The 18,987-nt window shown below is 47.7% G+C and carries 18 protein-coding genes; 6 read left to right on the forward strand and 12 right to left on the reverse strand.

Going from position 1 to position 18,987, the window contains the following annotated elements:
* Positions 1-8 precede the first annotated feature (8 nt).
* The 12 genes from CAGA_RS04565 to CAGA_RS04620 form a co-directional block, all read right to left on the reverse strand.
* Positions 9-974: an SIS domain-containing protein gene (locus CAGA_RS04565; RefSeq protein ID WP_135658266.1), complete on the reverse strand. Its 966-nt coding sequence runs from the start codon at positions 972-974 to the stop codon at positions 9-11.
* 117 nt (positions 975-1,091) lie between these two features.
* Positions 1,092-1,748: an HAD family hydrolase gene (locus tag CAGA_RS04570; RefSeq protein WP_135658268.1), complete on the reverse strand. Its 657-nt coding sequence runs from the start codon at positions 1,746-1,748 to the stop codon at positions 1,092-1,094.
* Positions 1,745-2,575: a carbohydrate ABC transporter permease gene (locus CAGA_RS04575; RefSeq protein WP_135658270.1), complete on the reverse strand. Its 831-nt coding sequence runs from the start codon at positions 2,573-2,575 to the stop codon at positions 1,745-1,747. Before CAGA_RS04575 ends, CAGA_RS04570 begins: the two co-directional genes overlap by 4 nt.
* Positions 2,576-2,588: 13 nt before the next feature.
* Complete coding sequence (locus tag CAGA_RS04580; RefSeq protein WP_135658272.1) at positions 2,589-3,461, reverse strand: carbohydrate ABC transporter permease; 873 nt, start codon at positions 3,459-3,461, stop codon at positions 2,589-2,591.
* A 156-nt stretch (positions 3,462-3,617) separates the two neighbouring features.
* Positions 3,618-4,970, reverse strand: a complete 1,353-nt coding sequence (locus tag CAGA_RS04585; RefSeq protein ID WP_135658274.1) for an ABC transporter substrate-binding protein — start codon at positions 4,968-4,970, stop codon at positions 3,618-3,620.
* A gap of 44 nt (positions 4,971-5,014) precedes the next feature.
* Positions 5,015-5,950, reverse strand: coding sequence for a PfkB family carbohydrate kinase (locus tag CAGA_RS04590; protein WP_135658276.1), 936 nt, complete (start codon positions 5,948-5,950; stop codon positions 5,015-5,017).
* 256 nt (positions 5,951-6,206) lie between these two features.
* Positions 6,207-6,944, reverse strand: a complete 738-nt coding sequence (locus CAGA_RS04595) for a GntR family transcriptional regulator (protein ID WP_135658278.1) — start codon at positions 6,942-6,944, stop codon at positions 6,207-6,209.
* A 25-nt stretch (positions 6,945-6,969) separates the two neighbouring features.
* Positions 6,970-7,965, reverse strand: a complete 996-nt coding sequence (locus CAGA_RS04600) for an SIS domain-containing protein (protein ID WP_135658280.1) — start codon at positions 7,963-7,965, stop codon at positions 6,970-6,972.
* 202 nt (positions 7,966-8,167) lie between these two features.
* Positions 8,168-9,631 carry an RNA polymerase factor sigma-54 gene (gene rpoN / locus CAGA_RS04605; RefSeq protein ID WP_135658283.1) on the reverse strand — a complete coding sequence of 488 codons (1,464 nt, stop codon included), beginning with the start codon at positions 9,629-9,631 and terminating at the stop codon, positions 8,168-8,170.
* 38 nt (positions 9,632-9,669) lie between these two features.
* On the reverse strand, positions 9,670-11,298 hold the full coding sequence (gene ptsP / locus CAGA_RS04610; protein ID WP_135658285.1) for a phosphoenolpyruvate--protein phosphotransferase: 1,629 nt from the start codon (positions 11,296-11,298) through the stop codon (positions 9,670-9,672).
* Between the two features lie 26 nt (positions 11,299-11,324).
* The gene (locus CAGA_RS04615; protein ID WP_135658287.1) at positions 11,325-11,591 is read right to left on the reverse strand and encodes an HPr family phosphocarrier protein; all 267 of its coding nucleotides are present in this window, start codon (positions 11,589-11,591) and stop codon (positions 11,325-11,327) included.
* 206 nt (positions 11,592-11,797) lie between these two features.
* Positions 11,798-14,482: a sigma 54-interacting transcriptional regulator gene (locus CAGA_RS04620; protein WP_135658289.1), complete on the reverse strand. Its 2,685-nt coding sequence runs from the start codon at positions 14,480-14,482 to the stop codon at positions 11,798-11,800.
* A 259-nt stretch (positions 14,483-14,741) separates the two neighbouring features.
* Here CAGA_RS04620 and CAGA_RS04625 point away from each other — a divergent pair, with 259 nt between their 5' ends.
* The 6 genes from CAGA_RS04625 to CAGA_RS04650 all read left to right on the forward strand — a co-directional run bounded on the left by CAGA_RS04625 (position 14,742) and on the right by CAGA_RS04650 (position 18,929).
* Positions 14,742-15,068 (forward strand): PTS lactose/cellobiose transporter subunit IIA, encoded by a 327-nt coding sequence (locus CAGA_RS04625; RefSeq protein ID WP_135658291.1) that lies wholly within the window; start codon positions 14,742-14,744, stop codon positions 15,066-15,068.
* The gene (locus CAGA_RS04630; RefSeq protein ID WP_135658293.1) at positions 15,065-15,364 is read left to right on the forward strand and encodes a PTS sugar transporter subunit IIB; all 300 of its coding nucleotides are present in this window, start codon (positions 15,065-15,067) and stop codon (positions 15,362-15,364) included. The genes CAGA_RS04625 and CAGA_RS04630 overlap by 4 nt, the downstream gene beginning before the upstream one ends.
* Before the next feature lie 62 nt (positions 15,365-15,426).
* Positions 15,427-15,957: a glycine/betaine/sarcosine/D-proline family reductase selenoprotein B gene (locus CAGA_RS04635; protein ID WP_135658296.1), complete on the forward strand. Its 531-nt coding sequence runs from the start codon at positions 15,427-15,429 to the stop codon at positions 15,955-15,957.
* 75 nt (positions 15,958-16,032) lie between these two features.
* A complete protein-coding gene (locus CAGA_RS04640; RefSeq protein ID WP_135658298.1) occupies positions 16,033-16,362 on the forward strand; it encodes a PTS sugar transporter subunit IIB in 330 nt (109 codons plus the stop codon).
* On the forward strand, positions 16,359-17,678 hold the full coding sequence (gene celB / locus CAGA_RS04645; RefSeq protein WP_135658299.1) for a PTS cellobiose transporter subunit IIC: 1,320 nt from the start codon (positions 16,359-16,361) through the stop codon (positions 17,676-17,678). Before CAGA_RS04640 ends, celB begins: the two co-directional genes overlap by 4 nt.
* 168 nt (positions 17,679-17,846) lie before the next feature.
* Positions 17,847-18,929, forward strand: a complete 1,083-nt coding sequence (locus CAGA_RS04650; protein WP_135658301.1) for a DUF871 domain-containing protein — start codon at positions 17,847-17,849, stop codon at positions 18,927-18,929.
* The last annotated feature ends 58 nt before the right edge of the window (positions 18,930-18,987 follow it).

Raw genomic sequence — 18,987 nt, forward strand, 5'->3', positions numbered from 1 at the left:
ATCGGCGATTAGTATTCCAATTTCCACATATACCTTCTCATGGTGAGCGGATGGCTGCGAACAATCGCAATCTGCTCTGCGTAGACGCGCATTACGGCGCTCAGAATCATCGGATTAAAATACTCGGCCACAGCCGGCGGAAGCGAATCAATCCCGTAATCTTTCCCATCCACAATGGTTGCCTTCGCTTGGAAGCGATGCAGGAAATCCATTGCGCGCGCATCCAGGGCGCGTGTGCGTCCGCTGTTCATCAGCAGGATGAACGGAACATCCTTATCCACAATTTCAAACGGGCCATGGAAGAACTCCCCGTCGTGGAAGCAGCCGGAATTAATCCACTGCATCTCCATCATCAGGCACAATGAAAATGTGTAGGCAACGCATTGCGTTGCGCCGGAGCTCATCACATATACGAACGGCGCGTCCTTGTAATCCTGCGCAAACTTCTTTGCCGCGGGAAGCACAAAGGAAACCGCGTTTTCGATCATGTCATAGATCTTGCCAAAAGCCGTCTGCATATCCTCGTAATGCTCATACCCCTCATAATGATTTAAAATCTCTACGGAGAGGTCGAGGACATTTACCATCTTTTCGAGCTTCGCCGCGTAGTTTTTCTCAAAGCCATGCACAATCACGTAGTGGGCGTTCTGTGCAAGGGGGGAATCCTCCTTGTGCGTTACCGCTATGACCTTTGCGCCCTTTTCCATCGCCAGTTTGGACGCCGCAACAGTTTCCGGCGTGTTTCCGCCGAGGGAGCAGGTAATTACAATCGCGGTACTGTCTACGCCGACCGGTGTTGCGTGCACAAATTCATTGGCTGTGAAATGACCCGCGCGAAGCACTTTTGCGTTTTGCTCAAGAAAGTACTTTCCGGGATAAAGCTCTGCCTTCGATGCGCCGCAGCCTACGTAATACACCGACTTGATACCCGGAACCTCTTTTTTAATTTCTGAAACAATTTTTTTTACTTCCATATCGATCCCTCTTTGTATTTTTTGATACGCCTTTCCGGCGAAGACATGACGTATTATTATGTTATAACCATTATAATACAACTAATAATACATGTCAAATATAATTACAAATTCCTCCTAATTTTCTTTATCCAAAAGCAAAATAGCATCGGCAATCGAGGCGATCGCAATGTCCGCCCTGCTGCGGTCAAACGGGAACCGATTATCGACTAGTGCCGCTACAAAGGTTCCCGCCCGGTGAGCCGCTTCGATTCCAACCGTCGAATCCTCTATGACCAGACATTCTTCCGGGGATACGCCAAGCCTTTTCGCAGTTTCAAGATACACATCCGGGAACGGCTTCGGCCTGCTGCAATCCTCACCGCTGATCACAGCGTCCATACTGTCAAAGACGCCCACTTCTTTCAGGATGGCTTTCACCTTTGCATATTCCGTCGAGGAGGCCACGGCTGTGCGGATACCGTTTCTGCGTGCATAGGCAAGCACCTCCTTAACAGCCGGACGAAAGAGCTTTCCATAGTCGGTTTTCCCGCCGTAGCGCGGAATCCAGCGAAAGCGGAATTCTTCTTTCATTTCTTCCGCGCTCTTACCGGATCCGGAAAGGCTTGCGATGAGGTCCCAAGTCTCTTTCGAGCCTCTCCCCACAAGAACATCCAAATCCTTCTCCTTTACCGAGGAATTGTACTGCCGGATATATTGGAGAACGCGCTGCTGATTCATCGGCTCCGTATCCACGATTACGCCGTCCATATCAAAAATGACCGCTTTCATCATCCCTTCACCGCCCCGGCGGTAAGCCCGCGCACAAACTGCTTGGACATGCAGAAGAACAGGATAATTAGCGGAAGCGACGCAATAATCAAACCGGCCAGCGTTGTCGTATAGTCGACCTTCAGGTCGCCTTTAAAGGTCATAAGGCCGATCGGAATGGTCTGTATCGCTTTATTGTTCAGGAATACGTTCGCAAAGAGGAACTCATTCCAAACGAAATTCAGGTTCACGATTGCACAGGACGCAAAGATCGGTTTACTGATCGGAACGATGATCTTCGTGAAAATCTGGAAACTGTTGTACCCGTCCACAATCGCAGCTTCTTCCAATTCCACCGGAATTGACAGGAAATACGAGCGCATCAGGAACACGGTGAACGGAATGCGGAACGCAATATAGGGCAGTATAACCGCAAAATAGGTATCGTAAATTCCCAGCGTTTTCAGTATCTTGTACAGCGGTACCAGCGCCACCTGTTCCGAAAGCGCCATCCCCCCCAGAACAATCATGAAAATGATTCCGGCCCCTTTGGCTTTGAACCTGGTAAGCCCGTAAGCGAGAAATGAAGACAGGATTAAAATCGCGCAGAGCGAGACCGTGCTGACCAGGACGGAGTTCCCAAAATACCTGTACAGGCCAAGGTTCCATGCTTTCACATAGTTGTCAAACCTCCATACCTGCGGCAGGGAAAGGGAATTCCGGAAAAGCTCCAGATTGGTCTTTAAAGAATTTAGGATAATCCAAAGAAGGGGTGCGAAGATTACGGCGCACAGGAGAATACAGAGCAGATTGAGGAGAATTTTGGATGTTTTATAGCTGCTTGTTTTCATGTTTTTTCCTCCTTCAATCCTTTCCGGAATTTGTGACTTTCAACTGCAGCACAGAAAGCCCAACGGTGATTACAAAGATGAATACGCCGGTAACGGCCGCCATCCCGAGGTCGTCGTGCAGGAAAGCCTGCTGGTACAGGAACAGACCGAGAACCTGGGTGCTGTTTCCGGGCCCGCCGCTTGTTGTGGAGTAAACCTCCGTATACAGTTTAAACGCACCAATGACCGTTATGATGGAGCATACCAGAAGCTGTTCCTTCGCCTGGGGAATCAGGATGCTGACCGCCCTTCTCACCGGGCCCGCACCGTCAATTGCGGCCGCTTCGGAATATTCCTCCGGAACATTCTGAAAGGCCACGCACATCAGAAGGGCAATATAGCCCGTAAACTGCCACTGGCTCATCGCAATGATACAGTAGATCGCAAGCTTGGAATCGCCCAGCCACGCTTTTCCGGGCAAATGCAACGCCTTGAGAAGCGCGTTCAAAAAGCCGACATTCGGGTCATAAATGAACGTAAACATTAAGCCTACCGCCACTAGTGAGATCAACGACGGCATGAAATAAATGTTGCGGTAGATACTTTTTAATTTTTTTGCAATGGCAGTGCCTTCAATAATCAACGCCAAAACTGTTCCGAACCCCACCTGTACGATCAATGAAATAATGCAGTACAGCCCGTTATTCTTGAGCATGATGGGAAAGGCTTCGTCCATAAAAAACCGGCGGTAATTATCCAGACCGACAAAGGCCGCGCCCGCGGAATAGGAGGAAAGCCGGAAAAAACTGTATCCTATATTCATGAAAACCGGGATATAGACAAAGAAAAGAACCATAATGAGCCCGGGAAGCATGTAGAGATACGGAACGCATTTTCTTGTTTTCAAATCCTTCACCTGCTTTTTTGAAATACGGGCAGGTCTCCTTTTGAAAGCCTGCCCGCAGTTTTTTATTTCAGGGGATTCGCTACGAGTACTATTTTTAACGACACACATACTTCACGCCGGGAAACATGCCCGAAACGGTATCCTGGAAGCCTGTGCTTATTCGCCCTTTTGTCCCGATTTCACTAGTGTCTGCGCTTCTTTCGCCTTCGCCTGAATCTTCTTCATTGCTTCCTCCGGCGAAACGGTACCGTTCGTAAGCTTGGACACTTCCTCCTGATATTCCTTGGATACGGTGGAATACAGCGCATTGTCGAGCCATTCGCTCATCTGCTTCGCTTCGCTTACAACCTTATACCCATCGATTAAAGACTGATCCGTCAGCCCACTTGTGGTATCCTTGGCGGCATTGAACCAACCAATCTTCTGGCATTGTTCAGTCCCCACTTCTTTTCCGAGGAACCACTTTAGGAAATCCACGCATTCCTGCGGATACTTGGTCTTGGAGGAAATAACGAATCCTTCGGGGGCACCGGTCAAAATTTCCTGATTACCCTTCGCACCGACGACCTCCGGGAATTTAAACATACCGAATTTCAGATCCGGGCCGTCGGTCTTGATATACGGAATTTCAATCAGCTCGCCGTAGTAAATGGCCGCTTGCCCCATGGCAAACATGGATCTTGCCATATCCGGCTTTACTCCGTCCGGGTTCTCCGTCATGTATGGAAGGAGCTTCTGATAAGACTTCATGGCCTGCACATAACCGGGATCCGTGAAGCTTCCGGTCGTGGGTTCATAGTCTTTCTCCCGTACGCTGTCGGGAACGTAAATCTGGTTCAAAGTCCCAATGTAATGAAGTCCCGCCCAGGGCTCCGAATTGCCGTATGCGATCGGCGTTATTCCGGCCGCTTTCAGCTTCGCACACGCGGCGAGCAGGTCATCGAATGTTTTCGGGACTTCAATGCCGTTCTTCTCGAAGATCTCCGTATTATAGAAGAACTGCTTGCTGTCAAGACGGAAAGGAATGCCGTATATCATGCCGTCCTTCGTCGTATAAATGCTCATCTGGTTTTCAAGAAGTGAATTTTTCCACTCCGGGTCCTTATCCATATAGGGCGTCAGATCCAGAATCAAATTCTCGCGGATAAACCGCTCTGTGAAGTCGCCCGCCCAGCTGAAGAAGATATCCGGGGTGTCGTCGCCGCCCACAACGACCTTGATCTTTTCCTTGTAGTCCTGATTCTGCGCGCTCATAATGTCGAACTTGATGTCGGGATGGGATTTTTCATACTCGTGCAGCTTGCTCTCAATGAAACCGTTGTAGGGCTCGTCCGGGAAACGGTGGAAGAACTTGATTACCTTTTGCCCTCCCGCGGCAGCCGAACCCGCGGAGCTTCCACCGGCAGATGCGCTTCCGGATTCCGAATTTCCGGCACATCCGGCAAAGGAAAATGCCATCACGCATGCCATCGTAAAGCCGACTGCTTTTTTCAGTATTCCTCTTTTCATACAAACTTCTCCTTTCATATTCTCCCTTTGAAGATTCTTTATTCTTACACGCTTTCCTTTTTCATGACCCTTCTATCCTCTTCCGTCAGTTCGACCTGTTTTCCGTAGCCGAAAGAACCGTCGCGCTGACATTGAGCGGAAGAAAAAACTGCAGCTCTGCAAAGGCTTAAGCGTATTAGACAATCCTTATACTCCGCGGCGGTGGTGATCCCTTTTTTCCCGGAACCGGTACCGAAATCCACCGCGTCCGCGATCCCGTCAAGATAATTTGTCAGGAAACTCGCGATAAAGGCATCCCCGGCGCCCATTGTGTCCCTCGCCTTTACCAATAGGGGAGACTGCTCATAGAAATCCCCGTCCACCATAACGAACGCGCCCTTTGAACCCCGTGTGGCAATGACGATATGCTTGCATCCGTAGATCATTATCTTCTCCATCGCCGCCCGGATCTTACTCTCTTCCATATCGCCGCAGGAAATTTCCGCGCAGTCGATATAGGGGCAGCACGCCCGGAAATAGCCGTCGTCCATTCGGTTGGAAAAATCCATGGACAGGAACCTGGCCGCCCTGCGTATGACCGGCAGCTGTGGTTCCAAAAAGCTGTACACGCTTGTATGGACCAAATCAAAGCCGCTTATGTATTCCTCGTCCATCCCGGTTAGCACAGGGGGCTTCTCCCGGGAAATACCGCCCTTATTCCCGGTGAGGAACACGCGGTCCCCGTTTACAAGTTGGACACGGGCACAGCCGTTCTCCCCGTGCGCAAAGCGGCAATGGGAAAGATCCAGTCCGATTTCCAACGCGGCTTGATAAACATGCTTTCCGACCAGGTCATCCCCGAAGGTTCCGAGGTACGCGGCCCGCGCGCCGTGCATTGCGCTGAACACCGCCACGTTTAAGGCGTTTCCACCCGGATAAATCGTTGAAATATGGAGGTATTTGTCGCAGACGTTATCCCCGATTCCTAGTGTTCTGATCATCTTAAAACTTCCTTATAACATATTATAACATCATCACGAACCGCTTGTCTTGATATTGTTATATCATATATATAATAAACTGTCAATAAGTTTTCAACTTATCTAAAAATTTTGTTATTTTATTTGCTTTTTATGAAAAAGTATACAGAATACGGCGATATTGCATTTCCGTTCTTGCATTATTGCGCAATAAAAAGGAGCAGCTTAGGCTGCTCCTTTGCTGCTCCTTTGTGTTTTCTTTCGGGATATTCGGCCGTTATTTTGCGCCCTCATCCACATCTAATTGAAGGATATAGGTGTAACGGTCTGCATTAATAATATTTTTTCCATAATAGACGGGGTTTCCGTCGGCGTCCGCACAGGTGTCCCACATATAAAGGAGGGCTTCGTTTTCCTTTACACCCAGTTCCTTCGCCTCTTCCTTTGTGGCATAACAGATGCCTATTTTTTTGGTGCCCGTTTTCAGGATTACATTATGCGCTGCAAGCGTGCTGAAAAGCGGCTGGTTCAAGTCCTCTGAAAGCAGGAAGGCAAACTTTCGCGGGAAATGGTTTTCCTCCAGCATTACGGGCACGTCGTTGCAGTAGCGTAACCGGCGGATCCGTATGATTTTTTCGCCCTTCTGTATGTGAAGATATTTCACATCGCTTGGCATCGCGGTCACAATATCCGCGGACAGGAATTTTGTCCCCGGCTTTTCGCCGTTCTGAATACAGTTCTGGGAAAAACTCATAAGCGTATTCAGGTTCCTGACCAGCTTCTTGCCGGTCACGAATGTACCCACTCCTTGCTTTCGGGTAAGCAGATCTTCGTCTGTAAGAATTTCCAGCGCCTTCCTCACGGTAATCCTGCTAACGTTATACCTATCGCTCAGCTCTTTTTCCGTAGGAATCCTCTCATCCTCCTTCAGTATGCCTTCTTCAATCTGCTTTCTCAACTCATCTGCCAACTGCAGATAAAGCGGTGTTCCCTTTTCTCTTATAAGTTCCTCCATACTCTCTCCTGTATCGTTTCGGGAATCAGTAATCCAGCCTCCGGTAATATCTTCTGATTTCGAGCGGATGCCTTCTGTAGTATTCCAGATGCACGTTTATTCTCTGGAATGCGGACCGCATCACGATCGGCGCCAGAATCCACCGGAACTCGTCGCTGATTCCGTTTAATTTGAATTTTTTCGTGTCGAAAACAATCACCTTTGCGCTGATTTTATTCACGAATTTTTCGACACGATCCATTTGCGGACGGGTTTTATCTTCACCCTTAATCAGAATAACCGGAGTTTCCCTTTCAATTACTTCCAGCGTACCGTGGAAGAAATTCGCCGCCGACACCGGCCTTGTGCGCATCCACTGCATCTCTTCCATAATACACATCCCGTGGCAGGTTGCCCAGTCTTCCAGATTTCCGGAACCGACAAGATAGGTCAGCGGCTCATCGCAGTACTTTTCGGCATACGCCTTTGCGTCCGCGTCCGCATCTTTGTAAATCTGAACGGCATTTTCGGGCATATTTGCAAGCTGGGGAAAAAAAGTATCGTAGGCATCGAACTGCCCGGCGTTTTTTAGGAAGCGGAGCGTGACCGTGTACCAGAAGTAATACGCTGCTCCGATTGTATTAATAACATTATCACATATATCATACAATGGACTGTCTTTTTTTTCAATATATCCGATTATTTCCGCGCCGATTTGATGAACTTTTTCCATTGCCGCCACCATTTCCGGCGTATCCCCGGAAACGGACTCGATGACCACTACGGAATCCTTGTTCAGAAACGGATTCCCTTCCAGGCAGAAATCGGCGGCATTCTCTAAGTAAAATGGTACTGTAGCCCCAAGCTGCTTTACAATATGCATCATCTGTCCGGCGTACAGCACCGTTCCTCCGATTCCGATGTAGAAGATATTGGAATACCCCCTTTTGCAGATCCTGTCAACGATGGCTTCGGCCTTTGGAATCAGCTCGATTCCGTTTCTATGGTCCTGTAAGACTTTCGCTTCATCAAACTTTAACATATTGCCCTCCTATAAATGTTATATTGTTGTAATATAATATATCATAACATCTTATGGCTTTCAATAGGATTTCCCGACAAAGAAACGAAATTTAGTAAAAAATTTCAAAATGATAAAAATTCAGCCTCTCACAGGATGGCGCAGCTACCATCCTGCGGGAGGCTTTTTCTTTCCTCTATGCAAAATTTCAAGTCGGAACGCTCTATATTGCAGCCTGCCGATCTGTTTTGGAATCGGAATAACAATTCCTGCGCAATTTTGCTTTCGGAATGCGCATCTGGCCGCGGTATTTTGCGACGGTTCGCCTAGAAATGATGATTCCAAGGTCATTCATTTTATTTGCAATATCCTCATCGGAAAGGGGCGTTGATTTATCCTCCGTTTCGATAATCGCCCGGATTTTCTGCCTTACGGATAAGGAAGAAAGAGCGCCGCCGCCGTCCTGCAAAGGGATTCTGGAAGTGAAAAGGGATTTCAAACTGATTGTCCCAAATTGGCAGGTGATGTATTTTTCATGGATGGCGCGGCTCACCGTCGATTCGTTCATCCCGAGCGGAGCGGCAATGTCTGCAATCGTCATAGGCTTTAAATAAGCATACCCGTTTTCAAAATAGGGCTTCTGGAACTCCACAATTCTTTCCAAAACGCGCGAAATTGTACTTTTCCGGTTGTGCAGCCCCTTGATCAAAGAGGCGGCCTGCCTTATTTTATCCTTAAGATAGGCAATGGCTTCTTTGTCATCCAGATTCTTCACCAGCTGCCGGTAGTAGGCGCTGATACACAAACGGGGCAGATCGCGGTCATTGCCTTGAATGACGAAGCCGTCGCCCACCTTTGAAACCGCAGCTTCCGGAATGACAAATCCGCCGTCGTTTTGCGTATAAAATCCGCTGGAAGGAATTGGATTGAGCCGTCGGATGATATTGCAGTATTCCTGTACGGTTTTAACCGACAAAGCAAGCCTTTTCGCAATTTCTGGGATCCGGTTTTCAGCGAGCAGCTCCATGTGCTCCTCAACGATTTTTATAAGATGGCCATTGCAGCTCGGATTTTGCAGGAGCTGGAGGGTAAGGCATTCCCGAAGGTTTGCGGCACCCACCCCGGCGGGCTGCATCTGCCGGACAACCGCCAGGGCGTTATGGATCGTTTCCAGCGGGACATGAAGCTTCTTCGAAACCTCTTCCGCGGGATCGGTCAGATACCCGCGATCGTCAAGGTCTTCGATAATATACCGACAGATTTTCGCTGTCACCGCATCCGTTTTCCTCTCCCTGAGCTGTTCCAGAAGATAATCGGTAAAGGTTGCCTTTGCTGTGAGCGTGGCAAACGGCAGAAAATCCTCCGCGTCCGTACCATGCGTTGTGTAGGAATCCGGAAAAAAGGCGTCGGAGGAAAGCCGTTTAGCAAGCTCTAAAACCGCTTTCTCGTCCTGGTAGGTTTCGCTGTCGGCACCAAGCGCACAATCGGCCAATTCATCCGCTGCGGCCGGATATTCTTCCTCATATTCCAATACGGGATTCTCGATGACAGCCTGCGCTATCTTCTGCTTCAGTTCCGGAAGCGGCATCTGCAGCAGCGCGAGTGACTCCCGCATTTCTGTCGTCAAAGCCAGCTTTTGGCTCTGGCTTTGGATAAGTATCTGATTTTCCGTGTACGAAAGATCCATAAAACCGCCTCCCACCTTTGGAGCTGTTCCGGGGGAAATTAAGAACCGACGCTTTGAAGCAAGACGCTTTTTATTTCCGCCAGTACACCCGGGCTGACGGAAAACTCGTTTAACCCATATTGAAGCAGCAGCGGAATCGCCCGTTCGTCCGACGCCAATTCCCCGCACATACAGCAGGGGATTCCCGCCTGAAGGGCGGCAGAAATCGTCATCTGGATCAGACGCAGAACCGCGGGATGAAGCGGGTTGTACAGATCCGAGATCCTCTCATTCATCCTGTCCACGGCAAGCGTGTATTGGATTAAATCATTCGTGCCGATGCTGAAGAAATCGACTTGTTTCGCAAATTTCTCCGCCAGAAGAGCGGCAGACGGAATTTCAATCATCATACCGATTTTTATAGAAGAATCGAACGGAACGCCCTTCTGCTCTAATTGCTGCTTACAGGAATCTAGGACGCTTTTTGCCCGCTGAAACTCGTCCATACAACTTATCATCGGAAACATGACCCGGATATTTCCGTAAACGGAAGCCCTTAGAATCGCTCGGAGCTGCGTTTCAAAAATTTCCGGATTTTTCAGGCAGAGCCGGATCGCCCGAAGCCCCAAAAACGGATTGCTTTCCTTTTCCATTTTGAGGTATGGAAGGCTTTTATCCCCACCTATATCCAATGTTCGTATCGTAAGCGTTTTCCGGTCCAATCTTTTTGCGGCTTCTTTATAAACGCGAAACTGTTCTTCCTCTGTCGGCATTGTGCCTCTGTCCATAAACAAAAACTCCGTACGGAAAAGCCCCACACCCTCGGCGCCGTTTTCAAGTGCTATTTCCAGATCCTTCAGGCCACCGATATTGGCGAACGTCAGAATTCGTCTGCCTTCTTTTGTAAAAATTTTCTTTCTTGCGAAACAGGCTACTTTTTCTTTTTGCTGTTTCTCCTGTTCTATCCGTGTAAGATACTGATTCACCAAATCCGTACCGGGGTTAACAAGGATTTCGCCTGCTGTACCGTCCACAACCACGGTGGTTCCTGTCTGTACGGACGAAAGAATCTCCTTGCAGCCTACCATGGCCGGAATACCGAGCGCCTTTGCCAGTATCGCCGTGTGGGAAGTTTCTCCCCCTGTTTCCGTAACTATGGCGCACACGTTGTCCCTGCAAATTTGGGCGGTATCCGAGGGCTTAAGGTCATGCGCGAAAAGCACAGTACCAGCAGGCAGTTGCCGGAAATCAAATTCCTTCTGCTCCCCCGCCAAATTGCGGATAATCCTTGTCCCTACATCCTGAATGTCGGCGGCGCGCTCCTTCATATAATCGTCGTCGAACCCAGAAAAAGTATCATACAGCGATTGCGTTACATCATCAACTGCCTTTTCTGCGGACACAGACTCCCGATCTATTTTCGAAAAGGCTTCGCCGATAAACGCCGGATCTTTTAAAAAGTTCAGATGGCTTTCAATGATTTCCGCATTTCTACTGTCTAACCGCTCCCGGATGCCGGCCGCAATTTCTTCGATTTGCTCCTTTGATTTTTCCAGCGCCCTTTTCAGCCTATCCGCCTGAACGCCCGGGTTGTCTGCAGTAGTTTGAAAGCTTGCCGGCTGCTCGGTGTCCAATACATATGCTTTTCCCACAGCATACCCTTTTGAAACGCTGATTCCTGTTTTCATGGTCTCCGTCTCCTTTGCGCAAGGGTTCATTCTTCCCCGAATTTCGATTCTACAAGCTCTGTCAAAGCGGCTACCGCTTCCTTTTCATCGATTCCATCCGCTTGAATCGTTATAACGTCATTCATTTTTACGCGCAAGGCCAACAGGTTGATCATGGATTTCGCGTTTCCGGAGCGATCCCCGTTCCAAATGGTGATTTGGGACTGGTATTTGTCCGCGGCGGTTACCAGCATGGAAGCCGGCCTGGCATGCAGCCCGATTTTGTTTTGTACTTTCACTTGTTGTGATATCATAATCAAAATTATCTCCTTTATTGATGTGTTTCACAAATAGATTAAGCAATTTTCATGCCAACAATATCGCAAATAAAAGAATCCGCCGCATTGCCGGCCCTTGGTTCAAGTCCGCCTCGCAAATCCGGCGGGCGGGTTTTTGCTTCTTTACGCCTTCTTTGGCCGCTTACTCGGTCGCGGCTCCGCCACAGGCAAAAGGGCTGTATTTATTCGGAAACGCAGTTTTCTGGCATAAAAAAAGAGGCAATATAGCAGATTTCGTCATCCGGAATGCGGATTTCAAATTTGTTTTCCAATCTGTCGCAGGACGACCGGACAATTTTAAAAAGCCCGCTGTTCTTTTCGATATAGGCTTGTTTATCCGGAAATTTACTGAGCGGGGATTTTCCCAGGATGCGGTCAACCATACAGGCAATATGGCAAAACACGCCGACTAGCACGTCGGAAAGCAGCTGCCTTTGTATTTGCGTTTCAATTTGCTGGATTACGCCGCGTATATCCTCAAAAATGTAATGGCTATCGGTATTTTTCAGCATGTTGGCAAGGGTCTGCCCAATTTCGACTAGGGTGTTTTCCTTATCAATAATCCTTTGTATTTCCTGCACCGCATTCCCTTCCAACACCTCGGTCAGCCCGAACTGCGCCACATCAAGATCGATTTTAAACGTGCTGACGATACAGATGATTTTCCCGATATTGCTGATGGAAGCCAGTCGGGTGGAAATGCTTTCCGTGTCCACCAGCTTCAGCGCAACCGTTTCACATACAGCGTTGTGATAATTCAGCTGGCTGTCCAAAATATTCTTTAGAAGCTGTGCGCTTCCTTCCCCGGTTGTGCAAATCGTGAGGATAAACATCTTTGCCAGCTTGTTCTTATTCGGCATTGACCGGGAGGTCTCCGTAAGCAATTCATTTACCGATAAAGTCTCCTGGTACACATAGTCGAGGGGGTATCCCAAAGCGGCCTTCCGGGCGGCTTCCAACACATGCAGCGTGCTGACCAGGGGGATTGTTTTCACCTGGATTTTCAGTTCCTCCTCAAGATCGGAGGAAAAATTCGTCAGAGAGCCCATATCCACCAACAGGAGCACATTGGTTTTCTGCGGCAGGCGCAGAAGGCACTCTTTCAATCTGGAATAGACCTTCTGCGGATTCTCATCTAGTGAAGCATCAATCCCGATCACGCAGTTCATATCGAGCAAGCGGTTGGCAACGGCCGCCATCGAAGAGGCGGTTGCGGTACCATGGGCAACAACAATCACCTGTACCTTTTCGTTTTCCTTAATGTGGTCAAGGTGGGCAATGTAAAAAAACGCCGCCAAAAATCCGGCTTCATCAATGGGCATGGTGATATTGAATTCTTGATTGAGAATTTTCAGGCTATCCAGCGCAACGGAAAATTCGGCGGCATGCTCTTTGCGGATGAGATTCAGCTGCGGATTGATAATTTTACGGCCCCGCCTTACCCGGTTAATGGAGTTATAAATATGTACCGCCAGACCATACCGGATGTTGTTTCCAAAATTGCGGGCTAATGTTTTCTGCGCTTCCATGAGAATTTTGTCAACTGCCGCCATTACTTCAACGCCGACAAGGTTTGTTATGCTTGAGAAATCCTGCGGATGCTCTGAAATATCAAGAAAATTTTTATAATACAGGCGGATTTCATTGCTGATCTCCTTGCTGATCTCTTCGTCGGAGATACCTCGCTCCTTCATCTCCTGCGTCCGGTTTTCGATCATTTCGTAAATATTTTCTGCGTCCTCGTTATTCCGCAGCAACAATTCCTTCGAGCTGCTGTCAAACACACAGTACCGTTTATTGATTCCAATCAGCCGGTTCCAAATTTGACGATGGGTGGTTTCCAGATAGAGCCCCTGTTTTATGTTATCCGGCAGATCAAAGCTGACCACACGCAAATCCTCTTTTTTGCCTGAAATATAGTCATAATACGCTTTCGCGCAGATAATCAGGATATCGTTCTTCAACTGGCCGACATTGTTAGGACAGCAATAACTCAGCAGGGCGCGCATGGAATTTACGGAGACGGAAATCGGCTTTCCGAGCCGGGCCGATTCGTTGCGGAAGAAATGGCTGATCAGATTGAGTCTTTCATCCATGTTCCTCTCGCTTAAATTCGGAATTTTTATAATCATGGGGATTCTGCGGACAAATGTCTTCAGCAAAGTGGAATCCGGGTCTTCTGTGGTGGCGCAAATGAGCAAAACGGTCGCTTTCCTCTCATTTTCCGTTTCACCCAGTCGCCGGTAGACGCCTCTGTCAATAAAGGTGAACAGCATTTCCTGTCCCTGGGGAGGAAGTCGGTGCACCTCGTCCAAAAACAAAAATCCGCCGTCCGCCTTTTCAAGCAAGCCGGGCTTGTCCGTATCCGCGCCCGTGTATGTGCCCTTTTTTGTTCCCATGAGCTGGCTGACCAAAAGCTGGGGGTTGTTTGCATAATCTGCGCAATTAAAGACGATGAAAGGCGCATCTTTCCCTGCGCATTTCCGTTCGCGTGCGTATTGATAAATCAGTTCGGCAAACATGGATTTTCCCACACCCGTTTCCCCGAAAAGAAGCATATGCATGCCATGCGGAGGGTACAGTACGGCGGCCTTTGCCTGTTCGACACAATGGTACAGGCTCGGGTTGTCACGGACAAAACGATCCAGCAAAGACCCCGCATTCTGTTCAGCCGCAGGGGAAGAAATTTTGTAATACACCGGCTTTATTCCGAATTTTTCCGCACTTCCCTCTTTGCACATCCTATTCAAATCACTGCTCACATTCGCACGCGAAAGCCCCAAGTCTTTCGCAAGTTCCCCGGCGGTGACTCCCCCCTGTGCCGACAGCTCGCCCAGTCTTTTTCGCACAATATCAATCCGTTTCATGCTCAAGCCCCCCAAGATCACGATTTAATCAAGGTTAGTATAGTGTACCTGCCTAATAAAGTCAATGTTCGTGCTGCAATATTGGTAATAATGTGAATTATTTCGCAAACAAAACTCAAAACACATGAAACAGATAACCACAATGGCAATACCGGATTGCGCTTACGCCCAAAGTTCTTATGCCCTGAAGCGTTTTGGCATGAATATTGCTTATTCTTTGAGCAGGAAAGTAAAATTTGTATATAAAAGGTGAACGAAAATGAGTATTGAAACAATTTCTATGCAGCTTATTGTAAATAGCGGGGATGCCAAAAGCCAGGCGATGGAAGCAATCCAAAGCGCGAAAAATGGCAAGATTGCGGAAGCGCGCGCTCAAATTGACAAAGCGGGCGAATATTTGACCGAGGCGCATCGGTTCCAAACGGAGATCATTCAGGAGGAGGCGGACGGAAATATAAAAAATATGTCCGTACTTTTGGCGCATGCACAGGATCATTTAATGAGCGCGATCATGATTATTGATATCGCAAAAGAGTTTATTGATCTTTATGAAAAATTTTTTAAAAATAAGGAGGAAGGGAAATGAAACGTATTACTTTGGTCTGCGCGGCAGGCATGTCAACGAGTCTGCTGGTAAGCAAGATGAATACCGCGGCAATTAAATCCGTATCAAATGTAAAAATCCGTGCGGTGCCGGAAGGCGATTTCCAAAAATATGCGGATGATACGGATATTTTGCTTCTCGGACCGCAGGTGGCGTACACGCTTGACAAAATGAAAGCGCAATTCGAGCCCAAGGGGATTAAGGTTTCCGTTATCGACAGTACGGACTACGCAAAGATGGACGGAGAGAAGGTTTTGAAACAGGCATTGGCGTTGTAGGCATCCATTATGGATCCATCCCATTCTTGGGAAGAGCTGAAATACATAAGGAGCGTAAAAAAATGATAAGAGTAGTTCAATTTTTAAATCAGGTACAGGCCGGTCTGGGTGGTGACGAAAGGATGGATATAGAACCCCAAGCACAGGCCGGTGCAGTAGGAACGGGGATGCTTTTGCGGACCATGCTGCTCCGGAAAGGCGCGGATATCGTTGGTACGGTAATATGCGGAGACCATTACTTTTTAGAGAACCGGGAAAAGGCTATTGCGGCACTCACGGATATAATTAAAAATCTGAAGGCGGATGTCGTCATCTGCGGGCCGGCTTTAAACCATAAAAGATATGGGGACTGCTGCGGCTATCTGGCGGAAGCCTTGACAAACGAAGCCCACGTGCAGGCTTTTGCGGCGATGGCGAAAGAAAGTACGGGAACGGAGCTTTTCCGAAAGCGGGTCTACATTATTGAAACGCCCAAAGTTGGGGGAACCGGATTAAATGGTTCGTTGAAAAAGATTGCAGACTTTGCGGTTAAATTAAGCAAAGGGGAACCCATTGGTACCGCGGAAGAAGAGGGCTATTTCCCAAGGAGCTAACGAAGTAAGCCCATCAATTTATCAAAACGATTGGAAATAAATTGATGCTTAATAAAATTTTGAGGAGGCTGTTTGATGAAACGAATTCTTTTGTTTTGTTCTGCAGGAATGTCTACCAGTTTATTAGTTACAAAGATGCAAAATGCGGCAAAAGCGATGGAAATGGATGTATCGATTGATGCTTTTCCCGAAGCGGAAATGGCAAGTCATCTGGACGACGCGGATGTTGTGCTGCTTGGGCCGCAAATCCGGTTTGCATTGGGCAGGGCCAAAAAGCTATGCAGCGAAAAAAACATACCCGTGGATGTAATCAACAGTATGGATTACGGGATGATGGATGGAGAAAAGGTTTTGAAAACAGCGCTAAAAATGATGGAAAACCAGAACAGGGAGGATCACCCATGAAGAAAAAAGAAAATCTTCTCGAAGAAAAAATCATGCCGGTGGCGGATAAAATCGCCAACAACCGTTATCTGATTGCCATACGTGACGGCTTTATGCTGGCAATGCCGCTCCTGATCATCGGTGCCATATCTTTGTTAATTGAAGAATTGCCGATCCCGGGCTACGGGGATTTTATGTCCGGTATCTTCGGAAAACACTGGGGCGATTTCTTTTTAGTCCCCTATCACGCCTCCATGGCGATTATGTCGATATTTGTAATAATCGGAATATCGCACAGTTTAACCAACCATTACAAACAGGACGGGTTGAACACCGCAGTCATTTCGCTTGTTTCCTTCTTTGTGTTAACACCGTTCGTTACAAACTTTACGCCGGAAGGCTCAAAGGCGGTTTATCAGGTCGACAGCGTTATCCCGATGGAATGGATCGGCTCCAAGGGCTTGTTTGTCGGAATGGTTTCCGCGATACTTGCCACGGAAATCATGCGCTTTGTCTCAAATAAAGGCTGGGTTATTAAAATGCCGGAGGGTGTCCCGCCCACCGTTGCAAAGGCATTCTCCGCGCTTATTCCGGGAACCATCACCATATTTTCCTTTGGAATAATAAGATTAATCTTTGCATATACTCCATTCGGCACCATACATAATTGCATCTTCAATGTTCTGCAATTGCCGCTGGTTTCGCTGGGCGACAGCCTGGGGGCGGTCATAATCGCAAACTTCTTTATCGGCCTGTTCTGGATGTTCGGTATCGCCGGTGGGGATGTTGTACAATCCGTTATGACCCCGATATGGCTAGCTTTGTCGGCGGACAACCTTTTGGCATTTGGAAAAGGAGAGGCACTACCCCATATTATCACGCAGCAATTCAACTCCATCTATCTGTGGTTAGGCGGTGGCGGTGCCACATTGGGCCTATGCCTTGCGCTGCTGCTTGTCTGCAAATCCCAGCAATGCAAAAGAATCGGCAAACTCTCCATTCTTCCGGGACTTTTTAACATCAATGAACCGATCATATTCGGGCTGCCCGTCGTTTTGAACCCGATCCTGCTCATTCCATTCATTTGCACACCTTTGATTTTAGCGGTCATAACCTATTGCACGATGGCCGCCGGGCTCGTTCCGGCGCCGAACGGCGTAATTATTCCCTGGACCACTCCCCCGATCATCGGCGGATTCCTTGTTTCAGGGATAAGGGGAGCCATTCTGCAAGCCGTGGAAATCGTTATATCGTTTTTGATTTACCTACCCTTTATCAAAGCGCAAGACAAAAAATACTGTGAGCAGGAAAAATTATATGAAAACAATAAGGAATAAAAACCGTAAAGCAGTAATATAAGTGATTTTTAGGTGGCTTTGTAAAAAAGCCACCTAAGCACTTATATAACATCCGGTTGCGAAACAAGCAAAAGCAACGGGAAAAAGCGCGCCACCGCTTGCTTATTTAAGACAAGTAAGCAAATTTTTTAAACAAGGAGAAAAGCTATGAGAACAATTGGATTTTCCGTTTACCCAGCCCATGCAAAATTAGAGGAAAATTTAGCCTACATTGACAGGGCCAGTAAATATGGATTCAAAAGGGTATTTACCTGCCTTCTCTCCGTCGAGGGAGAGAAAGAAAAAATCATCGACGAGTTTAAAAAAACGGTCGCTCATGCGAATCAATACGGGATGAAAGTAATTGCAGACGTTGACCCATCGGTGTTTCAGCACCTCGGGATAAGCTATGACGACCTTCATATTTTTAAAGAAATGGGGCTTTATGGCATCCGCCTGGATCATGGTTTTACAGGGCTGGAGGAAGCCGCCATGTCCTTCAATTTATTTGGCTTGAAAATCGAGCTGAACATGAGCGCCGGCACAAAATATCTGGATAATATCTTCAGCTATCAGCCTAACCCGGATAATCTCTTAGGGTGCCATAATTTTTATCCTCATAAATATTCCGGAATTTCTTATGATCATTTCATGAAGTGCAACGAACAATATAAAAAGTTTAATATCCGGACCGCCGCGTTTGTTTCTTCAAAAAGCGCGAGTTTCGGCCCATGGCCCGTCAATGAGGGGCTATGCACCTTGGAGAAACATCGGAATCTGCCGATACAGGTACAGGCAAAACATCTTTTTTCGACGAATCTGATTGACGACGTAATCATCGCGAATGCTTTTGCGTCAGATGAAGAGCTGAAGGCCTTGAGCGAAGTCGATCCCTATAAATTGACTTTCCATGTCCATTTGGAAAAGAATATCTCCGATCTGGAAAGGGATATTGTTCTGAACCGGCTTCATTTGAATCGAGGGGATGTTTCCGAATATATGATACGGTCCAGCAAAAGCAGGGTAAAATACGACGGAAATGGATTTGCCCCGGTGAACACGAGAAATATTAAACGCGGGGATATTACAATTGATAATATGTACTATAAAAATTACACCGGGGAATTGCAGATTGCGCTGAAAGACAGGGAGAATTCCGGTAAGACAAACGTTGTGGGAAGAATCGCCGACGAGGAATTATTTTTGATTGACCACGTAAAGCCATGGCAGCAATTTGCATTGGTTGAATAAACACAGCAAGGCCGCCGGCCGCGGCCGACGGCACAGCAATGAGGATATGAAAAGAGAA

The sequence above is a fragment of the Caproiciproducens galactitolivorans genome (assembly GCF_004768785.1).
Classification (GTDB): Bacteria; Bacillota; Clostridia; order Oscillospirales; family Acutalibacteraceae; genus Caproiciproducens; species Caproiciproducens galactitolivorans.

Excerpts from the sequence above, each read along its gene's own strand:
- CAGA_RS04565 (WP_135658266.1), bottom strand. The coding sequence starts at position 974 with ATGGAAGTAAAAAAAATTGTTTCAGAAATTAAAAAAGAGGTTCCGGGT.
- CAGA_RS04570 (WP_135658268.1), bottom strand. The coding sequence starts at position 1,748 with ATGATGAAAGCGGTCATTTTTGATATGGACGGCGTAATCGTGGATACG.
- CAGA_RS04575 (WP_135658270.1), bottom strand. The coding sequence starts at position 2,575 with ATGAAAACAAGCAGCTATAAAACATCCAAAATTCTCCTCAATCTGCTC.
- CAGA_RS04585 (WP_135658274.1), bottom strand. The coding sequence starts at position 4,970 with ATGAAAAGAGGAATACTGAAAAAAGCAGTCGGCTTTACGATGGCATGC.
- CAGA_RS04590 (WP_135658276.1), bottom strand. The coding sequence starts at position 5,950 with ATGATCAGAACACTAGGAATCGGGGATAACGTCTGCGACAAATACCTC.
- CAGA_RS04595 (WP_135658278.1), bottom strand. The coding sequence starts at position 6,944 with ATGGAGGAACTTATAAGAGAAAAGGGAACACCGCTTTATCTGCAGTTG.
- CAGA_RS04600 (WP_135658280.1), bottom strand. The coding sequence starts at position 7,965 with ATGTTAAAGTTTGATGAAGCGAAAGTCTTACAGGACCATAGAAACGGA.
- rpoN (WP_135658283.1), bottom strand. The coding sequence starts at position 9,631 with ATGGATCTTTCGTACACGGAAAATCAGATACTTATCCAAAGCCAGAGC.
- ptsP (WP_135658285.1), bottom strand. The coding sequence starts at position 11,298 with ATGAAAACAGGAATCAGCGTTTCAAAAGGGTATGCTGTGGGAAAAGCA.
- CAGA_RS04615 (WP_135658287.1), bottom strand. The coding sequence starts at position 11,591 with ATGATATCACAACAAGTGAAAGTACAAAACAAAATCGGGCTGCATGCC.
- CAGA_RS04620 (WP_135658289.1), bottom strand. The coding sequence starts at position 14,482 with ATGAAACGGATTGATATTGTGCGAAAAAGACTGGGCGAGCTGTCGGCA.
- CAGA_RS04625 (WP_135658291.1), top strand. The coding sequence starts at position 14,742 with ATGAGTATTGAAACAATTTCTATGCAGCTTATTGTAAATAGCGGGGAT.
- CAGA_RS04630 (WP_135658293.1), top strand. The coding sequence starts at position 15,065 with ATGAAACGTATTACTTTGGTCTGCGCGGCAGGCATGTCAACGAGTCTG.
- CAGA_RS04635 (WP_135658296.1), top strand. The coding sequence starts at position 15,427 with ATGATAAGAGTAGTTCAATTTTTAAATCAGGTACAGGCCGGTCTGGGT.
- CAGA_RS04640 (WP_135658298.1), top strand. The coding sequence starts at position 16,033 with ATGAAACGAATTCTTTTGTTTTGTTCTGCAGGAATGTCTACCAGTTTA.
- celB (WP_135658299.1), top strand. The coding sequence starts at position 16,359 with ATGAAGAAAAAAGAAAATCTTCTCGAAGAAAAAATCATGCCGGTGGCG.
- CAGA_RS04650 (WP_135658301.1), top strand. The coding sequence starts at position 17,847 with ATGAGAACAATTGGATTTTCCGTTTACCCAGCCCATGCAAAATTAGAG.